At 59.7% G+C, this 19,218-nt stretch carries 14 protein-coding genes; 9 read left to right on the top strand and 5 right to left on the bottom strand.

The features are described from left to right. Nucleotides 1-10 precede the first annotated feature (10 nt). From pcaD to VXL81_RS11410, 5 genes are all read left to right on the top strand, one after another. The gene (gene pcaD / locus VXL81_RS11430) at nt 11-802 is read left to right on the top strand and encodes a 3-oxoadipate enol-lactonase (protein WP_416554318.1); all 792 of its coding nucleotides are present in this window, start codon (nt 11-13) and stop codon (nt 800-802) included. Continuing rightward, nucleotides 795-1,517 carry an alpha/beta fold hydrolase gene (locus VXL81_RS11425; protein WP_416554316.1) on the top strand — a complete coding sequence of 241 codons (723 nt, stop codon included), beginning with the start codon at nt 795-797 and terminating at the stop codon, nt 1,515-1,517. Before pcaD ends, VXL81_RS11425 begins: the two co-directional genes overlap by 8 nt. After that, entirely contained in the window at nt 1,517-2,866 is a 1,350-nt protein-coding gene (locus VXL81_RS11420) for a class-II fumarase/aspartase family protein (protein WP_416554314.1), read from the top strand. Before VXL81_RS11425 ends, VXL81_RS11420 begins: the two co-directional genes overlap by 1 nt. Nucleotides 2,867-3,005: 139 nt before the next feature. Continuing rightward, nucleotides 3,006-4,097 carry a zinc-binding dehydrogenase gene (locus VXL81_RS11415; RefSeq protein WP_416537236.1) on the top strand — a complete coding sequence of 364 codons (1,092 nt, stop codon included), beginning with the start codon at nt 3,006-3,008 and terminating at the stop codon, nt 4,095-4,097. A gap of 27 nt (nt 4,098-4,124) precedes the next feature. After that, nucleotides 4,125-5,357, top strand: coding sequence for a mandelate racemase/muconate lactonizing enzyme family protein (locus VXL81_RS11410; protein ID WP_416554312.1), 1,233 nt, complete (start codon nt 4,125-4,127; stop codon nt 5,355-5,357). Nucleotides 5,358-5,457: 100 nt separating this feature from the next. On the opposite strand, the gene VXL81_RS11405 is transcribed toward VXL81_RS11410, so the two are convergent. Next, on the bottom strand, nt 5,458-8,415 hold the full coding sequence (locus VXL81_RS11405) for an ABC transporter transmembrane domain-containing protein (protein WP_416536548.1): 2,958 nt from the start codon (nt 8,413-8,415) through the stop codon (nt 5,458-5,460). Between the two features lie 292 nt (nt 8,416-8,707). Here VXL81_RS11405 and VXL81_RS11400 point away from each other — a divergent pair, with 292 nt between their 5' ends. Beyond that, entirely contained in the window at nt 8,708-9,100 is a 393-nt protein-coding gene (locus VXL81_RS11400) for a DUF3307 domain-containing protein (protein ID WP_416554356.1), read from the top strand. 44 nt (nt 9,101-9,144) lie between these two features. On the opposite strand, the gene VXL81_RS11395 is transcribed toward VXL81_RS11400, so the two are convergent. After that, nucleotides 9,145-9,615, bottom strand: coding sequence for an Lrp/AsnC family transcriptional regulator (locus tag VXL81_RS11395; RefSeq protein WP_340544400.1), 471 nt, complete (start codon nt 9,613-9,615; stop codon nt 9,145-9,147). Nucleotides 9,616-9,755: 140 nt separating this feature from the next. Between VXL81_RS11395 and VXL81_RS11390 the strand changes: the two genes are divergently transcribed. Beyond that, nucleotides 9,756-13,178 (top strand): indolepyruvate ferredoxin oxidoreductase family protein, encoded by a 3,423-nt coding sequence (locus VXL81_RS11390; RefSeq protein ID WP_416554310.1) that lies wholly within the window; start codon nt 9,756-9,758, stop codon nt 13,176-13,178. 9 nt (nt 13,179-13,187) lie between these two features. On the opposite strand, the gene VXL81_RS11385 is transcribed toward VXL81_RS11390, so the two are convergent. The 3 genes from VXL81_RS11385 to VXL81_RS11375 form a co-directional block, all read right to left on the bottom strand. After that, nucleotides 13,188-13,853 carry a TetR/AcrR family transcriptional regulator gene (locus VXL81_RS11385; protein WP_340544397.1) on the bottom strand — a complete coding sequence of 222 codons (666 nt, stop codon included), beginning with the start codon at nt 13,851-13,853 and terminating at the stop codon, nt 13,188-13,190. A 120-nt stretch (nt 13,854-13,973) separates the two neighbouring features. After that, nucleotides 13,974-14,603 (bottom strand): glutathione S-transferase family protein, encoded by a 630-nt coding sequence (locus VXL81_RS11380; protein WP_416554308.1) that lies wholly within the window; start codon nt 14,601-14,603, stop codon nt 13,974-13,976. Between the two features lie 107 nt (nt 14,604-14,710). Further along, nucleotides 14,711-15,220, bottom strand: coding sequence for a class I SAM-dependent methyltransferase (locus VXL81_RS11375; RefSeq protein WP_416537232.1), 510 nt, complete (start codon nt 15,218-15,220; stop codon nt 14,711-14,713). 276 nt (nt 15,221-15,496) lie between these two features. Between VXL81_RS11375 and VXL81_RS11370 the strand changes: the two genes are divergently transcribed. Then, nucleotides 15,497-17,275 (top strand): dipeptide ABC transporter ATP-binding protein, encoded by a 1,779-nt coding sequence (locus tag VXL81_RS11370; protein ID WP_416554306.1) that lies wholly within the window; start codon nt 15,497-15,499, stop codon nt 17,273-17,275. Then, nucleotides 17,268-19,211, top strand: a complete 1,944-nt coding sequence (locus tag VXL81_RS11365; RefSeq protein WP_416554304.1) for an ABC transporter substrate-binding protein — start codon at nt 17,268-17,270, stop codon at nt 19,209-19,211. The genes VXL81_RS11370 and VXL81_RS11365 overlap by 8 nt, the downstream gene beginning before the upstream one ends. The last annotated feature ends 7 nt before the right edge of the window (nt 19,212-19,218 follow it).

Raw genomic sequence — 19,218 nt, 5'->3', positions numbered from 1 at the left:
GAGGAGTTCCATGCCGCTTGCAGATCTGGGTGACATCCGGGTGAACTATCAATTGGATGGACCGCCTGACGGCCCGACGCTGGTGTTCGCCAATTCCCTCGGCACCGATCTGCATGTCTGGGACGACGTGGTGACGCGCTTGCCGCCGTCGCTGCGCATCATTCGCTATGACCTGCGCGGCCATGGCGGCACGTCGGCCACGCCCGCTCCCTATTCGATGGGCGCTCTGGTACGCGATGCCGAGCGTCTGCTGGATCATCTGGGGGTGCGGGACTGTATTTTTGTTGGTTTGTCGATCGGCGGGATGATCGCGCAGGGGCTGGCCGTCAAGCGGCTGGATCTGATACGCGGACTGGTGCTCTCGAATACGGCGGCCAAGATTGGCACCGCCGCCAAATGGCAACAGCGCATTGATGCGATCAAGCAGGATGGGCTTGATGCGGTCGCCGACACGATCATGCAGAACTGGTTTGCTCCGGCCTTCTACAGGTCCCCGGAGCTGGCCCATTGGCGCGCCCAGCTGCTTGGGCAATCGGTCGAAGGCTATATCGGCTGCTGCGCGGCCATCGCCGGAACTGATTTTTACACCCCAACCAGCGGCCTGCGCCTGCCAACCTTGGGCATCGCGGGATCGGATGATGGTGCAACGCCGGCAGATCTGGTTCGCGAAACGGTGGATTTAATCCCCGGATCAAGGTTCGAGCTGATCCGCCGAGCCGGACATCTTCCCTGTGTCGAACAGCCCGATATCTTTGCTGACCGTTTGGTGACCTTCCTGAAGGAGCTCGGGCATATTGACTGATCTGCTGCTGGTCCACGGCTCCTGCCACGGTTCGTGGTGCTGGCGCGACGTCCTGCCTCAACTGGAAGCACGCGGGATCAACGCGCGAACCATCGACCTTCCCGGCCCTCGTATAGGCGGCAACGCGCGGGGGTGCGATCCAGTCGCTGTCACTTTGGAGGAAACCGTAGCCGCTGTCCGCGACGCCGCGCGATCAGAGACTATCGTTGTGGGCCATTCCTGGGCCGGCTACCCGATGTCAGCCGCAGCCGATATCGGCCCACCGCTGCGTGGATTGATTTACCTTTGCGCCTATGTCCCCCGGAATGGCCTGTCGATGATCGACATGCGCAAACGCGGCCCAAGCCAACCGCTCATCGGCAAGGTTTTGAAAACCGCGGACGGGCAAAGCTACTGTTTCGACCCCGAAGCCGCACCGGATCTGCTATACCACGATTGCCCGAGGTCAGTGGTGGACTATGCGCTGTCGCGACTGGCACCGCAGCCGATCAGGCCGCAAGACACGCCCGTGAAACTGGGTCCACAATGGGCCGCGACACCAAAAGCCTATATTCGATGCACCCAAGATCGCGTCATCCCGCCAGAATATCAGGCAGAAATGGTGGCGGATTGGCCCACTGATCGGATAAAAAATCTCGACACGTCACATTCGCCGTTCTTTGCCGCGCCCGATCAACTGGCAACGGTGATGGCAACCATAGTGAAAGATCTCTGATGGCCGCTTCTCTTTTTGACAGTCAGCTCTATGCCGCGCTTTTTCCTGCCGGAGATGTCTCCCGGCTGTTTTCAGACAGTGCTGAAATCCGTGCCATGCTACTGGTCGAAGGTGCTCTAGCGAAGGCGCAGGGCAAAGTCGGCATTATCCCCGAAGACAGCGCCGCCGCGATCGGACGCGCCGTGATGGAGGTCGCTCTTGATCCTGGGGCACTGGCTGCCGCGGCTGGGCAGAACGGCGTGCCGGTTCCAGGTCTGGTCGCAGCGCTGCGGAGCGAGATGAGCGCGCCGGAACATGCACAGTATGTTCATTGGGGCGCAACCTCGCAGGACATCATGGACAGCGCGCTGATGCTACGCCTGCGACAGGCGCTTGCGGCGGTGGAAGGAGATCTGATGGCGCTGCTGGCCCAGCTCTCCGATTTGGCTGAAGCCCATGCCAGCCTGCCGATGGCCGCACGCACCTACGGCCAGCTGGCCACGCCAACAAGTTTTGGCGCTGTCGTGGCCGCCTGGGGACAGCCCCTGCTTGGGCTGTTGGACGAATTGCCAAGGTTGCGCGACAGCTGTCTGCTGGTGTCACTTTCAGGCGCCGCGGGCACCTCTGGCGCGCTTGGCCCACGGGTTGCGGAGCTGCGCGCAGAACTGGCCGCCGGTCTGTCGCTCGCCGATCCGGGTCGCAGCTGGCATACCGACCGCACGCCGGTCTTACGTATTGCCGATTGGTTTACCCGGGTCTGCGTTGCATTGGGCAAACTGGGTACTGACTGCCTCGCCCTCCGTCAGAGTGGTATTGATGAGATTGCGATCAGCAGTCGCGGCGCCTCATCCACAATGCCACAGAAGCAAAACCCGGTAGGCGCCTCCGCATTGGTTGCGCTGACGTCGCAGGCAAACGCCCAGCTCTCGGCCCTGCATCATTCTGCTGGTCATCAGCACCAACGGGACGGCACAAGCTGGTTCGGCGAATGGTTAAGCCTGCCGCAGACCGTTTTCTGCGCCGCCAGTGCCGTGCGGATTGCCAATTCCATGACCCGGGGGCTGACACCGGATGTCGACCGCATGCGGCACAATCTGAACGCTGCCAACGGTACCATTCATGCCGAAGCGTTGAGCTTTGCTCTGGCTGAGCATATGCGGCGCGGTGAGGCGCAGGCGATGGTCAAGGAGCTCTGTGCCAAGGCCGCCCAAGACGGAAAGTCGTTGCAGGAGATCACGGTCGCGCATTATCCAGAGCTTGATCACACCGCGATCTTTGACGCAGCACGGCAACTTGGCTCTGCCCCGGAAGAAGCACAGCAATTTGCGAGAAGCGTCACCGCCCTGCAAGCCAGACGAAATCCCTCCTGACCCGGCGGTGATCGGCGCAACCGTTTCCCTGCCCCCTGCGCCAATTCGTCTTCAAGATACGACGCGTCACAGACGGTTTCGGGCTTGCGGGCTCGCTTCCCCCGGTCCACCGTGACCACTAAAAGGGGAGAGACGCGACATGCCTATCGTTAAAGCAGCCGTATGCCATCAGTTCGGCAGCCCGCTTGTGATCGAGGATGTCCAGCTTGCCGCGCCGCGTAGCGGTGAAGTGGAGGTCACACTGGATGCCGTCGCAATCTGCCACAGTGATATCTCCTATGCGGAGGGTGCCTGGGGCGGTTTCCTGCCCGCTGTCTATGGTCACGAGGCTGCCGGCGTGATCAGCGCCGTTGGCGAGCATGTTCATGGCTTCGCCGAAGGCGACAGCGTGGTCGTGACCCTGATCCGCTCCTGCGGCAGCTGTCCCAGCTGTGCAGGGGGCGCTCCAACGCTGTGCGAGACCCCCTATGATGCTATCAATGGCCCGCTGAAAACCCTTGCAGGTTCCCCCCTGATGCAGGCCATGGCCTGCGGTGCATTTGCAGAGCGGGTGGTGGTTGACCAACGCCAGATTGTGAAAATTCCGGCAGATCTGGGTAAAGACGTTGCCGCACTTCTGTCCTGCGGCGTGATCACCGGTGTCGGCGCTGCGGTGAACGCCGCCCAGCTGCGCGCAGGCCAGGATGTTGTGGTGATTGGTGCAGGCGGTGTCGGCCTCAATGCGATTCAGGGCGCCCGTATCGCCGGCGCCCGCCGCATCGTCGCTGTCGACCTCAGCGAGGACAAGCTGGCCATTGCCGAAGAGTTCGGGGCCACCCATACGGTTCTCGGCAGTCTGGATGCCCCTTGGAAGGCAGCCTACAAAGCGCTTGGCGGTCGCGGTGCAGATGTCGTCCTGGTCACCGTTGGTGCGATCCCCGCCTACGATCAGGCCACAAGGTATCTCGGTGTCGGTGGGCGCATGGTGATGATCGGCATGCCCCATTCCGGCGCGAAAGCCAGCTACGAACCCGTGATCATGGCGGCTATAGGTCAGGGCATGATCGGGTCGAAAATGGGCGACGTCGTTATCCAGCGCGATATTCCATGGATGGTAGACCTCTACAAACAAGGACGTTTGAAGCTGGACGAGCTGATCTCCGGCCGGTGGCGGCTTGAAGAGATTAATGCAGCGATCGCAGACACCAAGACGGGCTCGGCGCGCCGCAACATCATCGTTTTCGACCAATAAACCGTTCAGTAGCCACGAGGAAATGACATGAAACTGCAAGACCTCGACATCATCGTCACAGCCCCACCCGCGCCCGGCTGGGGAGGGCGCTATTGGATCCTCGTCAAACTGACCACCGATACCGGCATCATCGGCTGGGGCGAATGCTACGCGGCCTCGATCGGCCCAGACGCGATGAGCCACGTGATCCGTGATGTATTTGACCGCCACATGCTGGAACAATCGCCAGAAAACATCGAATGGATGTTCCGACGGGCGTACTCGTCAGGTTTCACCCAGCGGCCCGACCTCAGCGTCATGGGCGCATTCTCAGGACTGGAAATCGCCTGTTGGGACATTCTCGGAAAGGATCGCAATCGTCCGGTTCACGCACTTATCGGCGGGCGAATGAACGAGCGGCTGCGCGCCTATACTTATCTCTATCCGCAACCCCATCACGACATGGATGCGTTCTGGAACAGCCCCGAGCTGGCAGCTGAATCCGCCATTTCAGCTGTGGAGAACGGATATACAGCGATCAAATTCGACCCCGCCGGTCCCTATACGATGCGCGGCGGGCATATGCCGGCACAATCTGACATCACGAAATCCGTCGCCTTCTGCCGAGCGATCCGTGAGGCTGTGGGAGATCGTGCCGACCTGCTATTCGGAACCCATGGCCAGTTCACGCCCGCCGGCGCCATTCGGTTGGGGCAGGCTCTTGAACCCTATAGTCCCTTATGGTTCGAGGAGCCGACCCCCCCCGATTTGGTCGCGGATATGGCCCGTGTCGCTGAACGGGTGCGCATTCCCGTTGCCACCGGAGAACGACTGACCACCAAGGCTGAGTTTGCCGCTGTGCTGCGCGCTGGCGCGGCCGAAATCCTGCAACCCGCATTGGGGCGGGCAGGTGGCATCTGGGAGGTCAAGAAGATTGCGGCCATCGCCGAGGTTTTTGGTGCCCAAATGGCCCCGCATCTCTACGCCGGTCCGGTGGAATGGGCTGCCAATATCCAGTTGGCAGCGTCGATCCCCAACCTTCTGATGATCGAGACCATTGAAACGCCGTTCCACATGTCGTTGATCAAGCAGAGCATCACGATCGAAGCTGGGTTCGTCATCCCCTCGGACGCCCCCGGCCTTGGTATCGAGGTAGACGAAGATCTCGCCCGCGCCCATCCATTCGAGGGAGACGATTTGCACCTCAATATGCAAGACGCCCCCTGCAACTACGCCGATGGTAACAGTTTTGTCGGCGGCGCGCCGCCCAAAACCAAATAACAGAACTACCCGTCGCAGTAGGATTTCGACCCTGTCGCGCATGCGCGCCGCCTGTCTGACCATCCGGCCTGCGCTTGCCCTGCCACAAGTCTCGGCCGCGCTAGCTCGACACGTAGCCAGCAACCACCTGCAACAGTTTGAAAGCCGTTGCGGCATCGTTCTCGACAACTGCGAGGAACTCCTCCTCACCGATCCGCAAACACGTCAGCTCGCTTTCGGCAATCATGCTCAGCGCCCTGGGTTCCTTCCGGATCAATCCCAGTTCGCCAACCAGACGACCGGCACCGACCTTGGCTACGAGACGGCTGTCATCACCTTCCTGCGGCAGATATAGGCCCGCTTCGCCCTCCAGAATCATATAAGCGCCGTCACTCGCTTCATCGTCCTTGAGAAACACCGTGTCACCAGCCTTGGCGGTATACCAGCGCGCCCCAAAGGCAAGAAGCCGGAGCTGGCGACGGTTGAGCTCGGAGAACAGCTCCGTTTGCTCAAGCGCCCGTAGTTTCCGTGCAAGATCAGCACTGCCCGCACCATCACTGACCGCATCCGCAGCGGGGGTGTCACTCACCAACCGGCCCTGGCGAAGCTCATAATAACTGTCGAAGACATCCGGGCTTTCAAAACTGCTGCCCAGATAGATCAGCGTCGTCTCTGGCAAAAGATGGCGCAGGTTCTTGTGAATGGCGATGCGTGTATCCAGATCGTAGCTCGCCATTGCAGCGTCTAGGATCAGGATATCCGGGCGCTTGATCGAAGCGCGCGAGAAGGCAAGCGGCTCGGCAAAGCTGGCTGCAAGCCCCTGCCCGCCTATCGCAATCGGCAGATCAAAAATCAGCTCAACAACCCGATCACGCACGCCGTTCTCGACAAGAACCTCTGAGACCAGCTTCTGCACCTCCTCGGCTCGCCCGCCGGCGCTATCGGAAATCTTGCCGAACAGGGCATTCTCGAGCACCGTCAGACCCGGAGCAAAGGCCGCCTCATCAAGCGGCTCGAAAATATCACCCAGCGTCGCCATCAACTGCTTGGAGTGGCTTTGGCGGAACGCAAGAATGCGCTCTTCTATCTCATCGCTGAACGCAGCACCGATTTGTTCGGCAGAGATGCTGAAAGGCACGATAAGTAACCGCGCAAGTTCTTCATGGCTCAGCGTAGAGACGCCATCGTTCCGGGTCTTGTCGACCAGCGCCAGCGCCCCCTCATAGGCCGAAGCCTCCAGCCCAAGCTTGCGGAAGAGCGGATGATCGGTACCGTCAATGCCAAAGATTTGCCGCAGCATTTCCACCACGTCACGGCTGAGCGCGACGAGATCGACGTCAAGATCGAGTGCCCTGAGTTGATCCAGAAAATCATTCTGTTGCCTCAGGACGTCTTCGGTGATCCGCGCTTGCGTGGTTGCATAGAGAAGGTTCTCCGCCACCGGCAGGGCCGGATTGTACCGATCTGCCGCCAGAAAGTGCACGTATTGTTCCAGGCCCGCCTTGGTAACCGCCTGCTGCACCTTTGGCCGCAGTTCGACCAGCTGATGCGCCAATTCTGAATGACTCTTGGCATCAAAACGCTGTTCGACGCCACGACGGAACAGGGCGGTATCGGACCCGATCCCCGACACCAACCGCAGCCACCAGTCGCGCAGCTCCGCCTCGCTGGAGAACCCGGCCAGGCTCGGGTCCAGCCAGGAGGCGTCCAGTGGATCTGGGCTGTTACCCGCACGCTGCGCCACATCATAGCGCCGCAGGTCCTGCGCGGTACCAAGCGGCCGCTGCCTGATCGGCATCATCACATTGTCGCCAAAAGAGCCTTGAAACAGCACCGGGCGGGACGTGGCATGACCGATGCGGGCAGCGATCACCGCCTGATGAATGTCACGCATGTTCTGGTCATCGATACAGACCTTGCCCGCCGAAGGCAGCAATTCGCGGGTCAACAATCCCGCCAACGCACGGCGATCCTCCTCCGAGGGCGCGGCAACCCCGATCACCTTGCCTGCCGGGAAGCGGGCATTGAGATCTTCCAGAACAAGATTGCCATCCGCATCGCGGACGTTGACCCCCTCCACGACGATATCGCCCCGAAGCCGTTTCAAATCCTCGGGAGCGCCCGTCATCAAGGCCTCATCGACCATGCCGGGCGGGTCAAATCTCTCCAGGATCACATCCCAGCGCAACGCCATATCCTGCGTCTGGTTGTAATAGGCCAGAAGTTCCTTCCAGGGCGATGCCAAGTCCTTGTAGGCGGCAAGGGCTGCAACCAGTGCACCGAGCGAGACCTTGCCTTCAAGCACCAGATAGCCGCCAACTGCATAGAACAGGAACGGTGTCAGCTGGGTAATGAAGTTGTTGAGAAACTTCATGAAGAATTTTTTCTGATAGATCGCAAACCGGATGTCATAGAGCCATCCGAGCCGATCCGTGATCACAGCCATCCGGTAACGCCAACCGCCGTTCAGACGTAGGGTAGATGCGCCAGCGGCGCTTTCGCCGATCTCGGAGGCCAAAGCGCGGATCTGATGAATACGCTTCTTGTTCAACAGGTTGATTTGCCGCTGCAACATCGGGATCAACCAGCCCTGCAAGGGAATTAGCGCAACCGCCGCCAGACCGAACCAGACACTCTGCATGAACAGAAAATAGAGGATCGTCAGCATCTGACCGGCCTGTAGCACCGGCTGGCTGACCGCATCCCCCATCAACCCCCCCATCGGCTCACTTTCCGAGGTGATCATAGACACCAGTTCGCCCTGGCTTACCCGCTCGAAATACGGCTGTGGGAACCGCACAACACGCGAGATCAACCGATAGCGAAACCGCCGCAGCATCCGCTCGGCCAGAACCCCCTTCATCGTGTTGATGCGCATTTTCAGCAGACCATGCGCGAGAACCGCCAGAAGAAATCCACCGCAGAGAAGCCAGAGATAATGCAGCTGGTTCAACTCGTACCCAAGCAGGTCAATCGTGGAGCTCTGCGCCCCGATAGCATCGTTGATGATGCGTTTTGGCAGTTCCAGAGTGAGATAGAGAAGTGGAAACAGGCAGGCCGTGACCACCAACAGAACCAGTTGGTCGCGCTTTGAGTAGTTCCAGATAAACCGAAAAAGAGTGCGTTCTATGGGACGGCTCCGAAATGGAAAATGTTACGGAAACTGATCCCGATATGCCTAGCCCGGATTGCCAGTTGCAGGCAATGGCAAGACGGACGTCGCACGCCGTGTCGTCCGGTTCAATCCAGCTGACCTTGCCCAAAGCCTATCCAGATGACGGAGCGTCGTGGCGATTAGTGCCACAGGCCATTTGCCTGTTTCGAAAAAATACGTAAGCTTTCAGCGCGCGACACAAAACGGGGCCATTGCTTTGACAGACCACCTCGCATCCCTTTTGGGATTGCTTTGCCTGCTTCAGATCAAACACATGTTTGCGGATTTCTACCTGCAAACACCCAAGATGCTCTCGGGTCGTAGTGAATATCTGCATGCCGGACGGGCACAACATGCGGGGGTGCATGTGATGGGATCCATTATTGCCTTTGTTATCATGGGGGCTCCGGTTGGCTTCATCTTGATCATCTGCGCGCTGGAATGGGTGGCACATTTCAACATCGACTATTGCAAGGCCTGCTATTCCAAACGCAAGGAACTGGCACCGAATATGGCTGTCTACTGGCGCGCGATGGGCACCGACCAGGCCTTACACCAACTCACCTATCTTGCGATGGCAGCTGCCTGGGCGCATGTCAGTTTCGGCTGAAAGCCGAAGCAGCGCGACCTAAGCTGTTGGCGCCGGGACAAAGCTCAGCGCGTGACAGGTTCGTCGCGCTTGATGGTCCGCAGCACCACGTTTGTTTGCGCACTGGCAACCGCAGGCAGGCGGAACAGAAACTCCTCAAGAAACCGATTGTAGGCGTCAAGATCAGGCGCCAATACCCGCAGGTGGTAATCCGACTGCCCCGTGGTGGCATAGCATTCCTGAACCAGACGGCTGGTCTCAACCGCCTTGATGAAGTCCGCCAGCTTTTCGCGGTCGTGACGGGTCAGCTGCACATGGACAATCGCGTGAAATCCCAGCCCCATAGCCGCCGCGTTCACCACCGCGCCATAGCGCTCAATGACACCCGCCTCCTCCAGTGCGCGCACCCGCCGCCACAACGCCGAAGCTGACATCCCCACCGCCTCTGCCAGATCCGCATTCGACATCCGCGCATCCTGTTGCAGCAGCGTCAGGATCCGACGGTCCCGATCATCAAGGGTGAGATCATCATCCATGGTAAAATCATCCAAATTCTTACATCACATGGAAATATCATTCATGAATGGAGTAAAACAGAGGTAATCTGGCAAGAATATCCAGACAATGTGGATTATCATTTCGCGCATATGATCGTATCATTGCAAGGGATACTCCAATGACCCAGCTCAGCCACGATTTTCGCAGTTACCAGCTGGATGACCGGTATGAGATGACGACGGGCCGCGTCTTTCTGACCGGCACCCAGGCACTGGCGCGCGTGATGCTGGATCAGGCACGGCGCGACAGATCGGCCGGATTGAATACCGCAGGCTTTGTATCCGGCTATCGCGGCTCTCCGCTGGGCGGCGTTGATCTGGAATTCTGGCGCAGCCGCACACGCATGGACGCCAATAACATCACCTTCATGCCCGCAGTGAACGAAGATCTGGGCGCAACCGCCGTCTTGGGCGCGCAGCAGGCCATTCTTGACCCTCACTGCGAGGTCGAGGGCGTGTTCTCCATGTGGTATGGCAAGGGACCGGGGGTCGACAGGTCCGGCGATGCGCTGAAGCACGGCAACGCCTATGGCTCATCCGAGAAGGGCGGCGTTCTGGTCGTTGCCGGCGATGACCATGGTTGCGTCAGCTCCTCAATGCCACATCAGTCCGACGTGGCCTTCATGTCCTGGTTCATGCCGGTCCTGAACCCGGCCGATGTCGGGGAATTCCTGCAGTTTGGCGAATACGGCTTTGCGCTGTCGCGCTATTCGGGCACCTGGGTGGGGTTCAAAGCCGTCTCGGAAACCGTGGAAAGCGCACGCTCCGTGGACCTGCGCCCGGACCGCGCTTTCTCCTACCCCGAACTGCCCGATTATCCAGGCGGGCTGCACATCCGCAGATCAGACCTGCCCTCGCCGGAGATCGAGACCCGGATCCACGCCAAGCTGCGTGCGGTGCGTGCCTTCGCCGAGGCAAATCCGATTGATACGCGGATCTACGATCTGCCGGAGGCAAAATTCGGCTTTGTCACCACTGGCAAGGGACATCTGGACCTGATGGAGGCGCTGCGCCTGCTCGGACTTGATGCCGCCGCCTGCAAACGTCTCGGTATTGATATCTACAAGGTTGGGATGGTTTGGCCCCTAGCCCGCACCGAGGCGCTGCGTTTTGTAAAAGGCAAACAGGAAGTTCTGGTAGTCGAGGAAAAACGCGGCATCATCGAGAGCCAGTTCAAGGAATATTTCTACGACTGGCCAGGCGACAAACCGGAACGGATGGTCGGCAAACATGACAGTCAGGGCAACCCGCTGATCCCCTGGACAGGTGAGCTGTCGCCTTTGCAGCTGGTGCCGATCGTGGCGGAACGCCTGAACCGGTTCTTCCCAGAGGAAAACCTGTTGGAGCGGGCAGATAGCCTGACCGCCAAGCCCCCTCAGTTGCTGAATATCCCCGGTGCCACCCGCACCCCCTATTTCTGTTCGGGCTGCCCTCATAACACCTCCACTAAACTGCCTGAAGGCAGCAAGGCCAACTCGGGAATTGGCTGCCATGTCATGGCCAGCTGGATGGACCGCGACACGGCCGGTTATGCCCAGATGGGAGGCGAAGGGGTGCCCTGGACAGTTGCCTCGAAATTCAACGGCGGCAAGCATGTGTTCCAGAACCTTGGCGAGGGCACCTGGTATCACTCCGGCTCTCTGGCAATCCGTCAGGCGGTCGCTGCGGGCACAAATATCACTTATAAAATCCTCTATAATGATGCGGTCGCGATGACCGGCGGCCAGCCGGTGGATGGACCGGTCAGTGTCTCAGGCATCGCCCAGACCTGCCGCGCAGAAGGCGTCGACCGGATTGCGCTGGTGTCCGATGAGATCGGCAAGTTCTCCTCCTCCGATTTCCCTGCGGGCACCAGTTTTCACGACCGTGCCGAAATGGACACCGTCCAACGCGAGCTGCGGGAGATCCCCGGCGTTACCGTCTTGATTTACGAACAGACCTGCGCCACCGAAAAACGCCGCCGCCGCAAGCGTGGCACAATGGAGGATCCAAAGCGGTTTGCCTTTATCAATGATCTGGTTTGTGAGGGCTGCGGCGATTGTTCGGTGGAATCCAACTGCCTGAGTGTCGAGCCGAAAGAGACCCCCTTTGGCCGAAAACGCAAGATCAACCTTTCAAGCTGCAACAAGGATTTCTCCTGCCTGAATGGTTTCTGCCCAAGCTTCGTAACCGTGGAAGGTGCAACGCGGCGCAAGAAAGAAATTGCCGCTTTGGACATTGGTACGCTGACCGCTGGCCTACCTATGCCTGCTTTGCCATCGCTGGAGGATCCGTTCGATCTTCTGGTGACCGGTGTCGGCGGTACGGGCGTCGTCACGGTAGGTGCTCTGATCACTATGGCCGCGCATCTGGAAGGGAAAGGCGCCAGCGTCCTGGACTTTACCGGCTTCGCACAGAAGTTCGGCACCGTACTCGGCTACATCCGCCTTTCAAATGCACCGGACGCGCTGCATCAGGTGCGTATCGACCAAAGTGCGGCAGATGCGGTAATCGGTTGCGACGTGGTGGTCAGTTCCGCTCCGAAAGCGTCAGCCCACTATCGCGAGGGCACGAAAATGGTGCTGAACCGCGCCGAAATGCCCACAGGCGATCTGGTCCTGCGCCGTGATGCCGACTTGATGGCCGCTCTGCGCGAAAAATCCATCGCCGATGTCATCGGCGCCGACAACCTGTCGGGCTTCAACGCGAATGAAGCGGCAGAAACTCTGCTTGGCGATGCCGTTCTGGCCAATGTCATGATGCTGGGCTTTGCCTGGCAAAAGGGACTGGTTCCGGTCAGCCTCGTCGCCCTTGATCAGGCTATTGTCTTGAACGGTGTTGCGATCGAGAAGAACCGCCTGGCCCTGGCCATCGGGCGGGCCTTCGCTCATGATCCGGCGCGCCTGTCAGATCTCTACTCCGAAGAGGAGGCGCGCACAGAAACCCTGGCCGAGCTGATTGACCGCCGTGCCACGTTTCTGACCGGCTATCAGGATGTTGCCTATGCACAATCTTATACTGCCCAGCTGGAAACCCTGCGCGATGCCCTTCCTGCGGATCGGTCTGAAGAGCTGGTCAAGGCGGCCGCAAGATCGCTGTTCAAACTGATGGCCTACAAGGACGAATTCGAAGTGGCCCGCCTTCTGAGCGACGATCGTTTTACGCATCAGCTCGAAACCGAATTTGAGGGCGACTTTCAGGTGAACTATCACCTTGCCCCGCCTCTCCTCAGCCGCAAAACCGATGCGCGGGGCCGGCCCCGCAAAATCCAGTTCGGCGGCTGGATGCGTCCGGCACTCCGCCTTCTGGCGAAGGGACGCCGCCTGAGAGCCCATCGCTGGAACCCCTTCGGTCATCACGAAGAGGCACGTCTGCACCGTGATCTGCTCAGCTGGTATCAGGGCATCCTCCAGCAGGCCGCCGTACGCTATACAGCAGAGGATCACGACAAATGGCTGTCCGTGCTGACTGCACCGATGGATATCCGTGGATACGGACCGGTGCGCATGGCCGCCGCCGAAAAGACCAGGGCCGACGTCGACAATCTGCTCACTGCGATGTGAGACCGCGTCTCAGGGGCGCCAGTACTGTTTGGCGTATTCCGCAAATTCGGCCAGCTCTGCGGGGCTGGCCGACTGGCCGGTAAAGACCTCCAGATAAGCCCCCGTCATGCTGAGCCGCTGCTCGTACGGCTCATTAAGGCCCGCCATGTCGTAGCCCAGCTGCATGTAATAGAGCACTTTGGCCCGCGTTTCTGCATCGCGTTCAGGGTAATCATAGCGCCGAAACATCGAGGTCAACGCATCGATCCTGCGGGCATCCGACATGTCCAGAATATTGCGCACATGGCCGGATCTGCGCGCCCAGTCCCGTATCGCGAAATCAAGAGCCGTGTTGAACAACTGCGGGTTCGCCGTACAGCGAAACACATTCAGGACAGCGGCGGTAATGGTCTCTGCCGCAGCTTCAGCCTGCCCCATCAGGCCAACCGTATTGGTCTGTTCCCAATTGGTCAGCAGCGCGTCCAACAGATCCTGCCGTGACTTGAAATACCAATAGAACGAAGACCGAGAAACCCCCATGCGTTCCGCCAGCGCAAGCACCTTGACCTGCTCGACCCCGTCGGTAATCAGCACATCCATTGCCACATTCAGCCAATCTGCACGCGTGACCTTGACGTTGCCAACCAATGGGATGGCTTCGGGATCATCGCGGTGCAGGATCGGTTTTTCAGCCATGGCTGACCTCTGAATACTTGGATTGAAACCTCGGCGGGCGGGCCGCAGACGACACGAATGATCTGACCGCACAACTTGCCGCTGTTTGTACAGGCTGTCCATCCGGTCCTACAAGTGTTCTCACAATCGGGCGCTTGGGCGCTCGGCGATCCTATCGTACCACGCGCGGGTCGCAGTATTGTCTGCCGGGATACGCATCTTGATGACCCGGGCGAAGTCGACAAAAACAAAGGCGGCAATGTCGGCCAGGGTCAGATCGTCCAAAGCGACAAAGACGCTTTGCTGCAAGCGCGCCTCCAGCAGATCGAAAAACCTCGCAGTTCGGGCAAGACCTCGTTCTGCCAACTCTGGAATCTGAGCATGATTTTCGGGGCCGGGAATGGCCCGGTGGGCAAAGGCCGGGTGGCTGTTTCGCAGCGCGTCGGCGATCGGCAGTCCGCCCTGCGCCTCTACTATCGCATGCCACATCAAGACTTGCCCTTTTTCCGCCGGAGTGCGCCCCATCAACGGCGGTTCCGGGTGGAGCGCCTCCAGATAGGCCGCAATCCCCAGGTTCTCAGTCAAGGTCAGCCCGTCATCCGTCACCAGAACCGGCAGCGTCGCCTGCGGATTGACCGCCCGAAACGCCTCAGACAATTGTTCGCCCTTTGCAATCGAAATGTCGCGCGTCTCGATCTCCAGCCCCTTTTCTGCGATGAACATCCGCGCTCGTCTGGGGTTGGGGGCGGTGCTGCAATCGTAAAATATCATAGTGCGGCCTCTCATCTGCGTTTCGGAACGTCTCAAGCAGCCTAGGTCGCCGGAAGGCCACGGCGCCAGTCAAACCCGACGTCGCAACCGCAGCTGACACGCGCGGATCAGCTCACACGGCAATAGATGAAACACCGCCCCGGAACCGCCCCCGCTGGCAAAGGCTGTTCCACCAGCGAGTCGAAATACATCCGGTCTGAGGACACCATAAGGCCGCCCACCGCCAGAAGCGGCTCGACCAGAGGCGAGATCATCCTCGCGAAGGCGTCGTTCTTTTCGCGGTCATGCCCGCCCAGGTCGGCGTGGATCAGGCTGGCGCCTCCCGAAAACCGGTCTGCGGCTGCGGGCAGTGTTTCACGAACGTCACCAAGGATGGTCAGATGTTCCGCTGGCGTGCTGTCGGGATGCGAGGCGACGGCGCGCTCGAACACATAGACGTCACGATCACGAATGCGTTCGCGCATGTGGTGAAAGGTACGGCCATTGCCTAACCCCAGTTCAAACACCGGCTCTGTCCGGCCCGCGGTCTGCGCAATAGCCGCATCCAGACAGGCCCGCTGCGACACCATCCGGTCGATAAACAGATCAAGCCGTGTGGTGGTATTCTGCGCGTTCATGACATTCTCCCTTAGATGACCGTGGCAGCACTAAGGCCGCAAGTTGCGACAGCTGTGACAGAGATTGTCGCGAATGTGTAGCATCCGGAAGCTATGCGTCTCTGCGCTTTTGCACGAACCTGGGCTGCTCGCGCGCACTCAATTTTTTGGCATCAATCTTTAGGGTATGGAAATGGGATTTGACTATTGCCCCAGTGGCGCGCGACAGTGGGCGAAAAAAACAGGGGATATGGAACCGCTATGCAAGCGCCGCAACGGCTTGGCGGCTTAGGCTAAATGACGCCTCTGCTGTCTGTCGAGAACCTCAGTATCGGATTTGGCCAGGGTGACCCGGTTGTGAGAGACGTGAATTTTTCCGTCTCCACAGGTGAAACCGTTGCGCTTGTCGGAGAAAGCGGCTCGGGCAAAACCGTGACCTGTCGTGCTGTCCTGCGGATCCTGCCGAAGGCCGCGCAGATCAGGCAGGGCCGGATCTTGTGGCGTGGCGCCAACGGCGGTGGCGAACGGGATCTGCGCACGCTGGGCGAGCGGCAGATGCGAGACGTTCGCGGCAATGAAATCGCAATGATCTTTCAGGAGCCGATGCGCTCTCTTTCGCCACTGCACAGGATCGGCAATCAGGTTGCCGAAGTACTCTGGCTGCATGGTGGCAAGAGCGAAAGCGCCGCCAAGCGCGAGGTCTTGACCTGTTTTGAACGGGTGGGCTTCCCGGATCCTGAGCGCACCTATAAATCCTATCCTTTTGAGCTGTCCGGCGGGATGCGTCAGCGCGCGATGATTGCGATGGCGATGGTCGCCAAGCCTGATCTTTTGATCGCGGACGAACCGACGACGGCGCTGGACGTAACCACCCAGGCACAGGTACTGGGCCTGATGAAAGACCTCCAGCGCGATACCGGCATGGCGATGATCCTGGTGACCCACGATCTGGGTGTTGTCGCCAATATGGCAGAGCAAGTCGTCGTCATGCACAAAGGCCGCGTCATGGAATCCGGCAGTGCCGAAGCTGTCCTTGGCGCGCCCGCGCATCCCTACACTCAGGCTTTGTTCAGGGCGGCCCCGCAGATCCCCGAGACACCAGAACCCGTCTCCCCTGTGCCGCAGGACGATCTGATCCTTGAACTGCGCAACATTTCCAAGACATACGCGTTGCGGGCTGGCAAAGGCTGGTCTGCACCCACCCTTATTCATGCCTGCAAAGAGCTGAATCTAGCGCTCCCGCGCGGCAAGACGCTGGCAATCGTCGGCGAAAGTGGTTCGGGAAAGACAACAGCCGCACGTATTGCGCTTGGCGCCGAAGCCCCCGACCCCGGCGGGGAAGTCTTGTTCAGACCCGCAGCAGATGCCGCACCGATTTCTGTTCATGACATGGACCGCAGCAGCCGGACGGCGTTTCAACGAGCCGCCCAGATGGTGTTTCAGGACCCCTATTCATCGCTGTCGCCGCGGATGCGTGTTCAGGATGCCATGACGGAACCGCTGGAGATCCACGGTTTGGGCAATCGCAGCAGCCGCCGGGATCGCGCCGAAGAGATGTTGCGGCTGGTGGGCCTGCAACCTGAAATGCTGCTTCGCTATCCACATGCGTTCTCGGGCGGTCAGCGCCAACGCCTGTCGATCGCCCGCGCGCTGATGCTCGATCCATCGCTGATCGTCTGCGACGAGCCGACATCGGCCCTGGACGTCTCGGTGCAGGAACAGATCCTGCGACTGCTGGAGGACATCCGCGATCAGCAGCAGCTGTCCTATCTCTTTATCAGCCACGACCTCGCTGTGGTGGCACGCATCGCCGATGAGGTCGCTGTAATGCGCCGTGGTATGGTGGTAGAACAGGCGCCGCCTGAAACGCTGTTTTACAATCCTCAGCATCCATACACCAAGGCACTGATTGCTGCGCAGCCGGAACCGAGCATCAAGCGCCCGATCAATCTCAAATTGGTAGCACAGGGCGCCGGATCGCCCGACAGCTGGCCAGACCGTTTCAAATTCTCCGGCATCACGGCACCGCCTTTGGTACAAGTGGAGCCCGGACATAAGGTACGTTGTCATGTTTAATCTGCGCTCATCTCTGAAAACCCTCGCAACTGGCGCGGTTCTGGCCCATGCCCTCAGTCTGGCAATGGCCTCGACTGCCCTCGCCACGCCCGCACAACTGATCGAAAGCGGGTTTTGGGAACAGGAGGTGCAATCCGGCGACCTGCCGCCTGTCGCCGAACGAGTGCCCGAGGTCCCGTTGATCGTCGATCTGAAAGCCAAGGGCCGTCAGTTCGGGGTCCAGGGCGGCACGCTCAACACCATGGTGACGCGGTCCAAGGACATCCGGCAGATGGTGGTGTACGGCTACGCCCGACTGGCGGGCTATGACGAGACCTATCAGCTACAGCCAGACATCCTGCTGGATTTCGAGGTTGAGGATAATCGCCGCTTCACCTTGAAACTGCGTCCGGGTCACCGCTGGTCAAATGGTGATCCCTTCACCTCTGCCGATTTTGAATACTGGTGGAAAGACGTCGCCAATAACCTGCTGCTCAACCCTACTGGCGCCCCGGATTATCTGCGGGTGGATGGGGCGCTGCCAACCGTCAGTTTTCCTGATGAAACAACCATCATCTACGAATGGGCTGCCCCCAATCCCAGTTTCCTGCACAGTCTTGCGCAGGCCAGCCCGCCCTTCATCTATCGCCCATCGGCCTATCTGAAACAGTTTCATGCCGATTACGCCGACCCCGAAAAGCTCGCTGAGGAAGTGGACTATGCCCGGGTCAAGAGCTGGGCCGCCCTGCACAACAAGCTCGACAATATGTATAAGTTCGACAACCACGAATTGCCGACTTTGCAGCCTTGGATCAATGCAACCTCGGGCAAGAAGATCCGGCATCTCTTCGTGCGCAATCCTTATTACCATCGTGTCGACAGCAAGGGCGTGCAGCTGCCCTATATCGACACGGTCGAGATGGAAATCGTGGCAGGCGGCCTGGTCGCCGCCAAGACCAATGCCGGCGAAGCGGACCTGCAAGCCCGCGGACTTGGCTTTCGCGATATTCCGATCCTGCGCAAGGGAGAGAGCGATGGCGCCGCCTACAAGACCTATCTCTGGGGCAATGGAACTGCTTCTCAGATCGCCATCTATCCAAATCTCAACGTAAACGACGACCAATGGCGCCAGGTTCTGCGCGACACGCGCGTACGCCGGGCCCTCTCTGTCGCGATCAACCGGGCCGGCATCAACAAGGCGCTCTATTTCAAACTGGCAAAGCCGGGGGCGATGACGGTGCTTGAGGCCAGCCCCTTCTTTGATCCCGCCCTGCGCGAGGCCTGGGCTCAATATGACCCCGAGCTGGCAAACCAGCTTCTGGACCAAGCCGGGCTGAGCGAGCGTGACAGCTATGGCATCCGTAAACTGCCCGATGGCCGCCCCATGGAACTTGTCGTGGAGACCGCCGGCGAACGTCAGGAGGTAGAAAACGCGCTACAGATCATCTCCGATGACTGGCGCGATGTTGGCGTCAAACTGGTGATGCGGCCCCTTGATCGAGACATCCTGCGCAACCGGGTGTTTTCCGGCACCACAATGGCCTCGGTCTGGTATGGCTGGGACAACGGGCTGCCGCAAACCTATACCTCGCCTGCTTATCTGGCACCGACCGATCAGGTGTTTCTGTCTTGGCCGAAATGGGGCCAATACCATCAGACCGGAGGTGACGTTGGGGAGGCACCGGACCTCGAACCCGCCCAGCGACTGATGGAACTCTGGCACGCCTGGGAAGCCGCAACAACGGACGAAACCCGCACCAAGGTCTGGCAGGAAATGCTGAAGATCCACGCTGATGAAGTCTATGCAATCGGTCTGGTCGCTGCGGCCCCGCAACCTGTTGTTGTCAGCAATCGTCTGCGCAATGTGCCGACAAAAGGCACCTGGGCCTGGGATCCGGGCGCCCATTTTGGCATCTACCGCCCGGATGAGTTCTTCTTCGAAGACGGCAAAGGCTGAGGGACCA

Source organism: Phaeobacter sp. JH204B (assembly GCF_048055755.1).
Classification (GTDB): Bacteria; Pseudomonadota; Alphaproteobacteria; order Rhodobacterales; family Rhodobacteraceae; genus Phaeobacter; species Phaeobacter bryozoorum.
The sequence above is the reverse complement of the archived record's forward strand: the minus strand, read 5'-3'. Positions and strand labels throughout refer to the sequence as shown.

Excerpts from the sequence above, each read along its gene's own strand:
- VXL81_RS11420 (WP_416554314.1), top strand. The coding sequence starts at position 1,517 with ATGGCCGCTTCTCTTTTTGACAGTCAGCTCTATGCCGCGCTTTTTCCT.
- VXL81_RS11385 (WP_340544397.1), bottom strand. The coding sequence starts at position 13,853 with ATGGCTGAAAAACCGATCCTGCACCGCGATGATCCCGAAGCCATCCCA.
- VXL81_RS11375 (WP_416537232.1), bottom strand. The coding sequence starts at position 15,220 with ATGAACGCGCAGAATACCACCACACGGCTTGATCTGTTTATCGACCGG.
- pcaD (WP_416554318.1), top strand. The coding sequence starts at position 11 with ATGCCGCTTGCAGATCTGGGTGACATCCGGGTGAACTATCAATTGGAT.
- VXL81_RS11395 (WP_340544400.1), bottom strand. The coding sequence starts at position 9,615 with ATGGATGATGATCTCACCCTTGATGATCGGGACCGTCGGATCCTGACG.
- VXL81_RS11370 (WP_416554306.1), top strand. The coding sequence starts at position 15,497 with ATGACGCCTCTGCTGTCTGTCGAGAACCTCAGTATCGGATTTGGCCAG.
- VXL81_RS11410 (WP_416554312.1), top strand. The coding sequence starts at position 4,125 with ATGAAACTGCAAGACCTCGACATCATCGTCACAGCCCCACCCGCGCCC.
- VXL81_RS11380 (WP_416554308.1), bottom strand. The coding sequence starts at position 14,603 with ATGATATTTTACGATTGCAGCACCGCCCCCAACCCCAGACGAGCGCGG.
- VXL81_RS11390 (WP_416554310.1), top strand. The coding sequence starts at position 9,756 with ATGACCCAGCTCAGCCACGATTTTCGCAGTTACCAGCTGGATGACCGG.
- VXL81_RS11415 (WP_416537236.1), top strand. The coding sequence starts at position 3,006 with ATGCCTATCGTTAAAGCAGCCGTATGCCATCAGTTCGGCAGCCCGCTT.
- VXL81_RS11365 (WP_416554304.1), top strand. The coding sequence starts at position 17,268 with ATGTTTAATCTGCGCTCATCTCTGAAAACCCTCGCAACTGGCGCGGTT.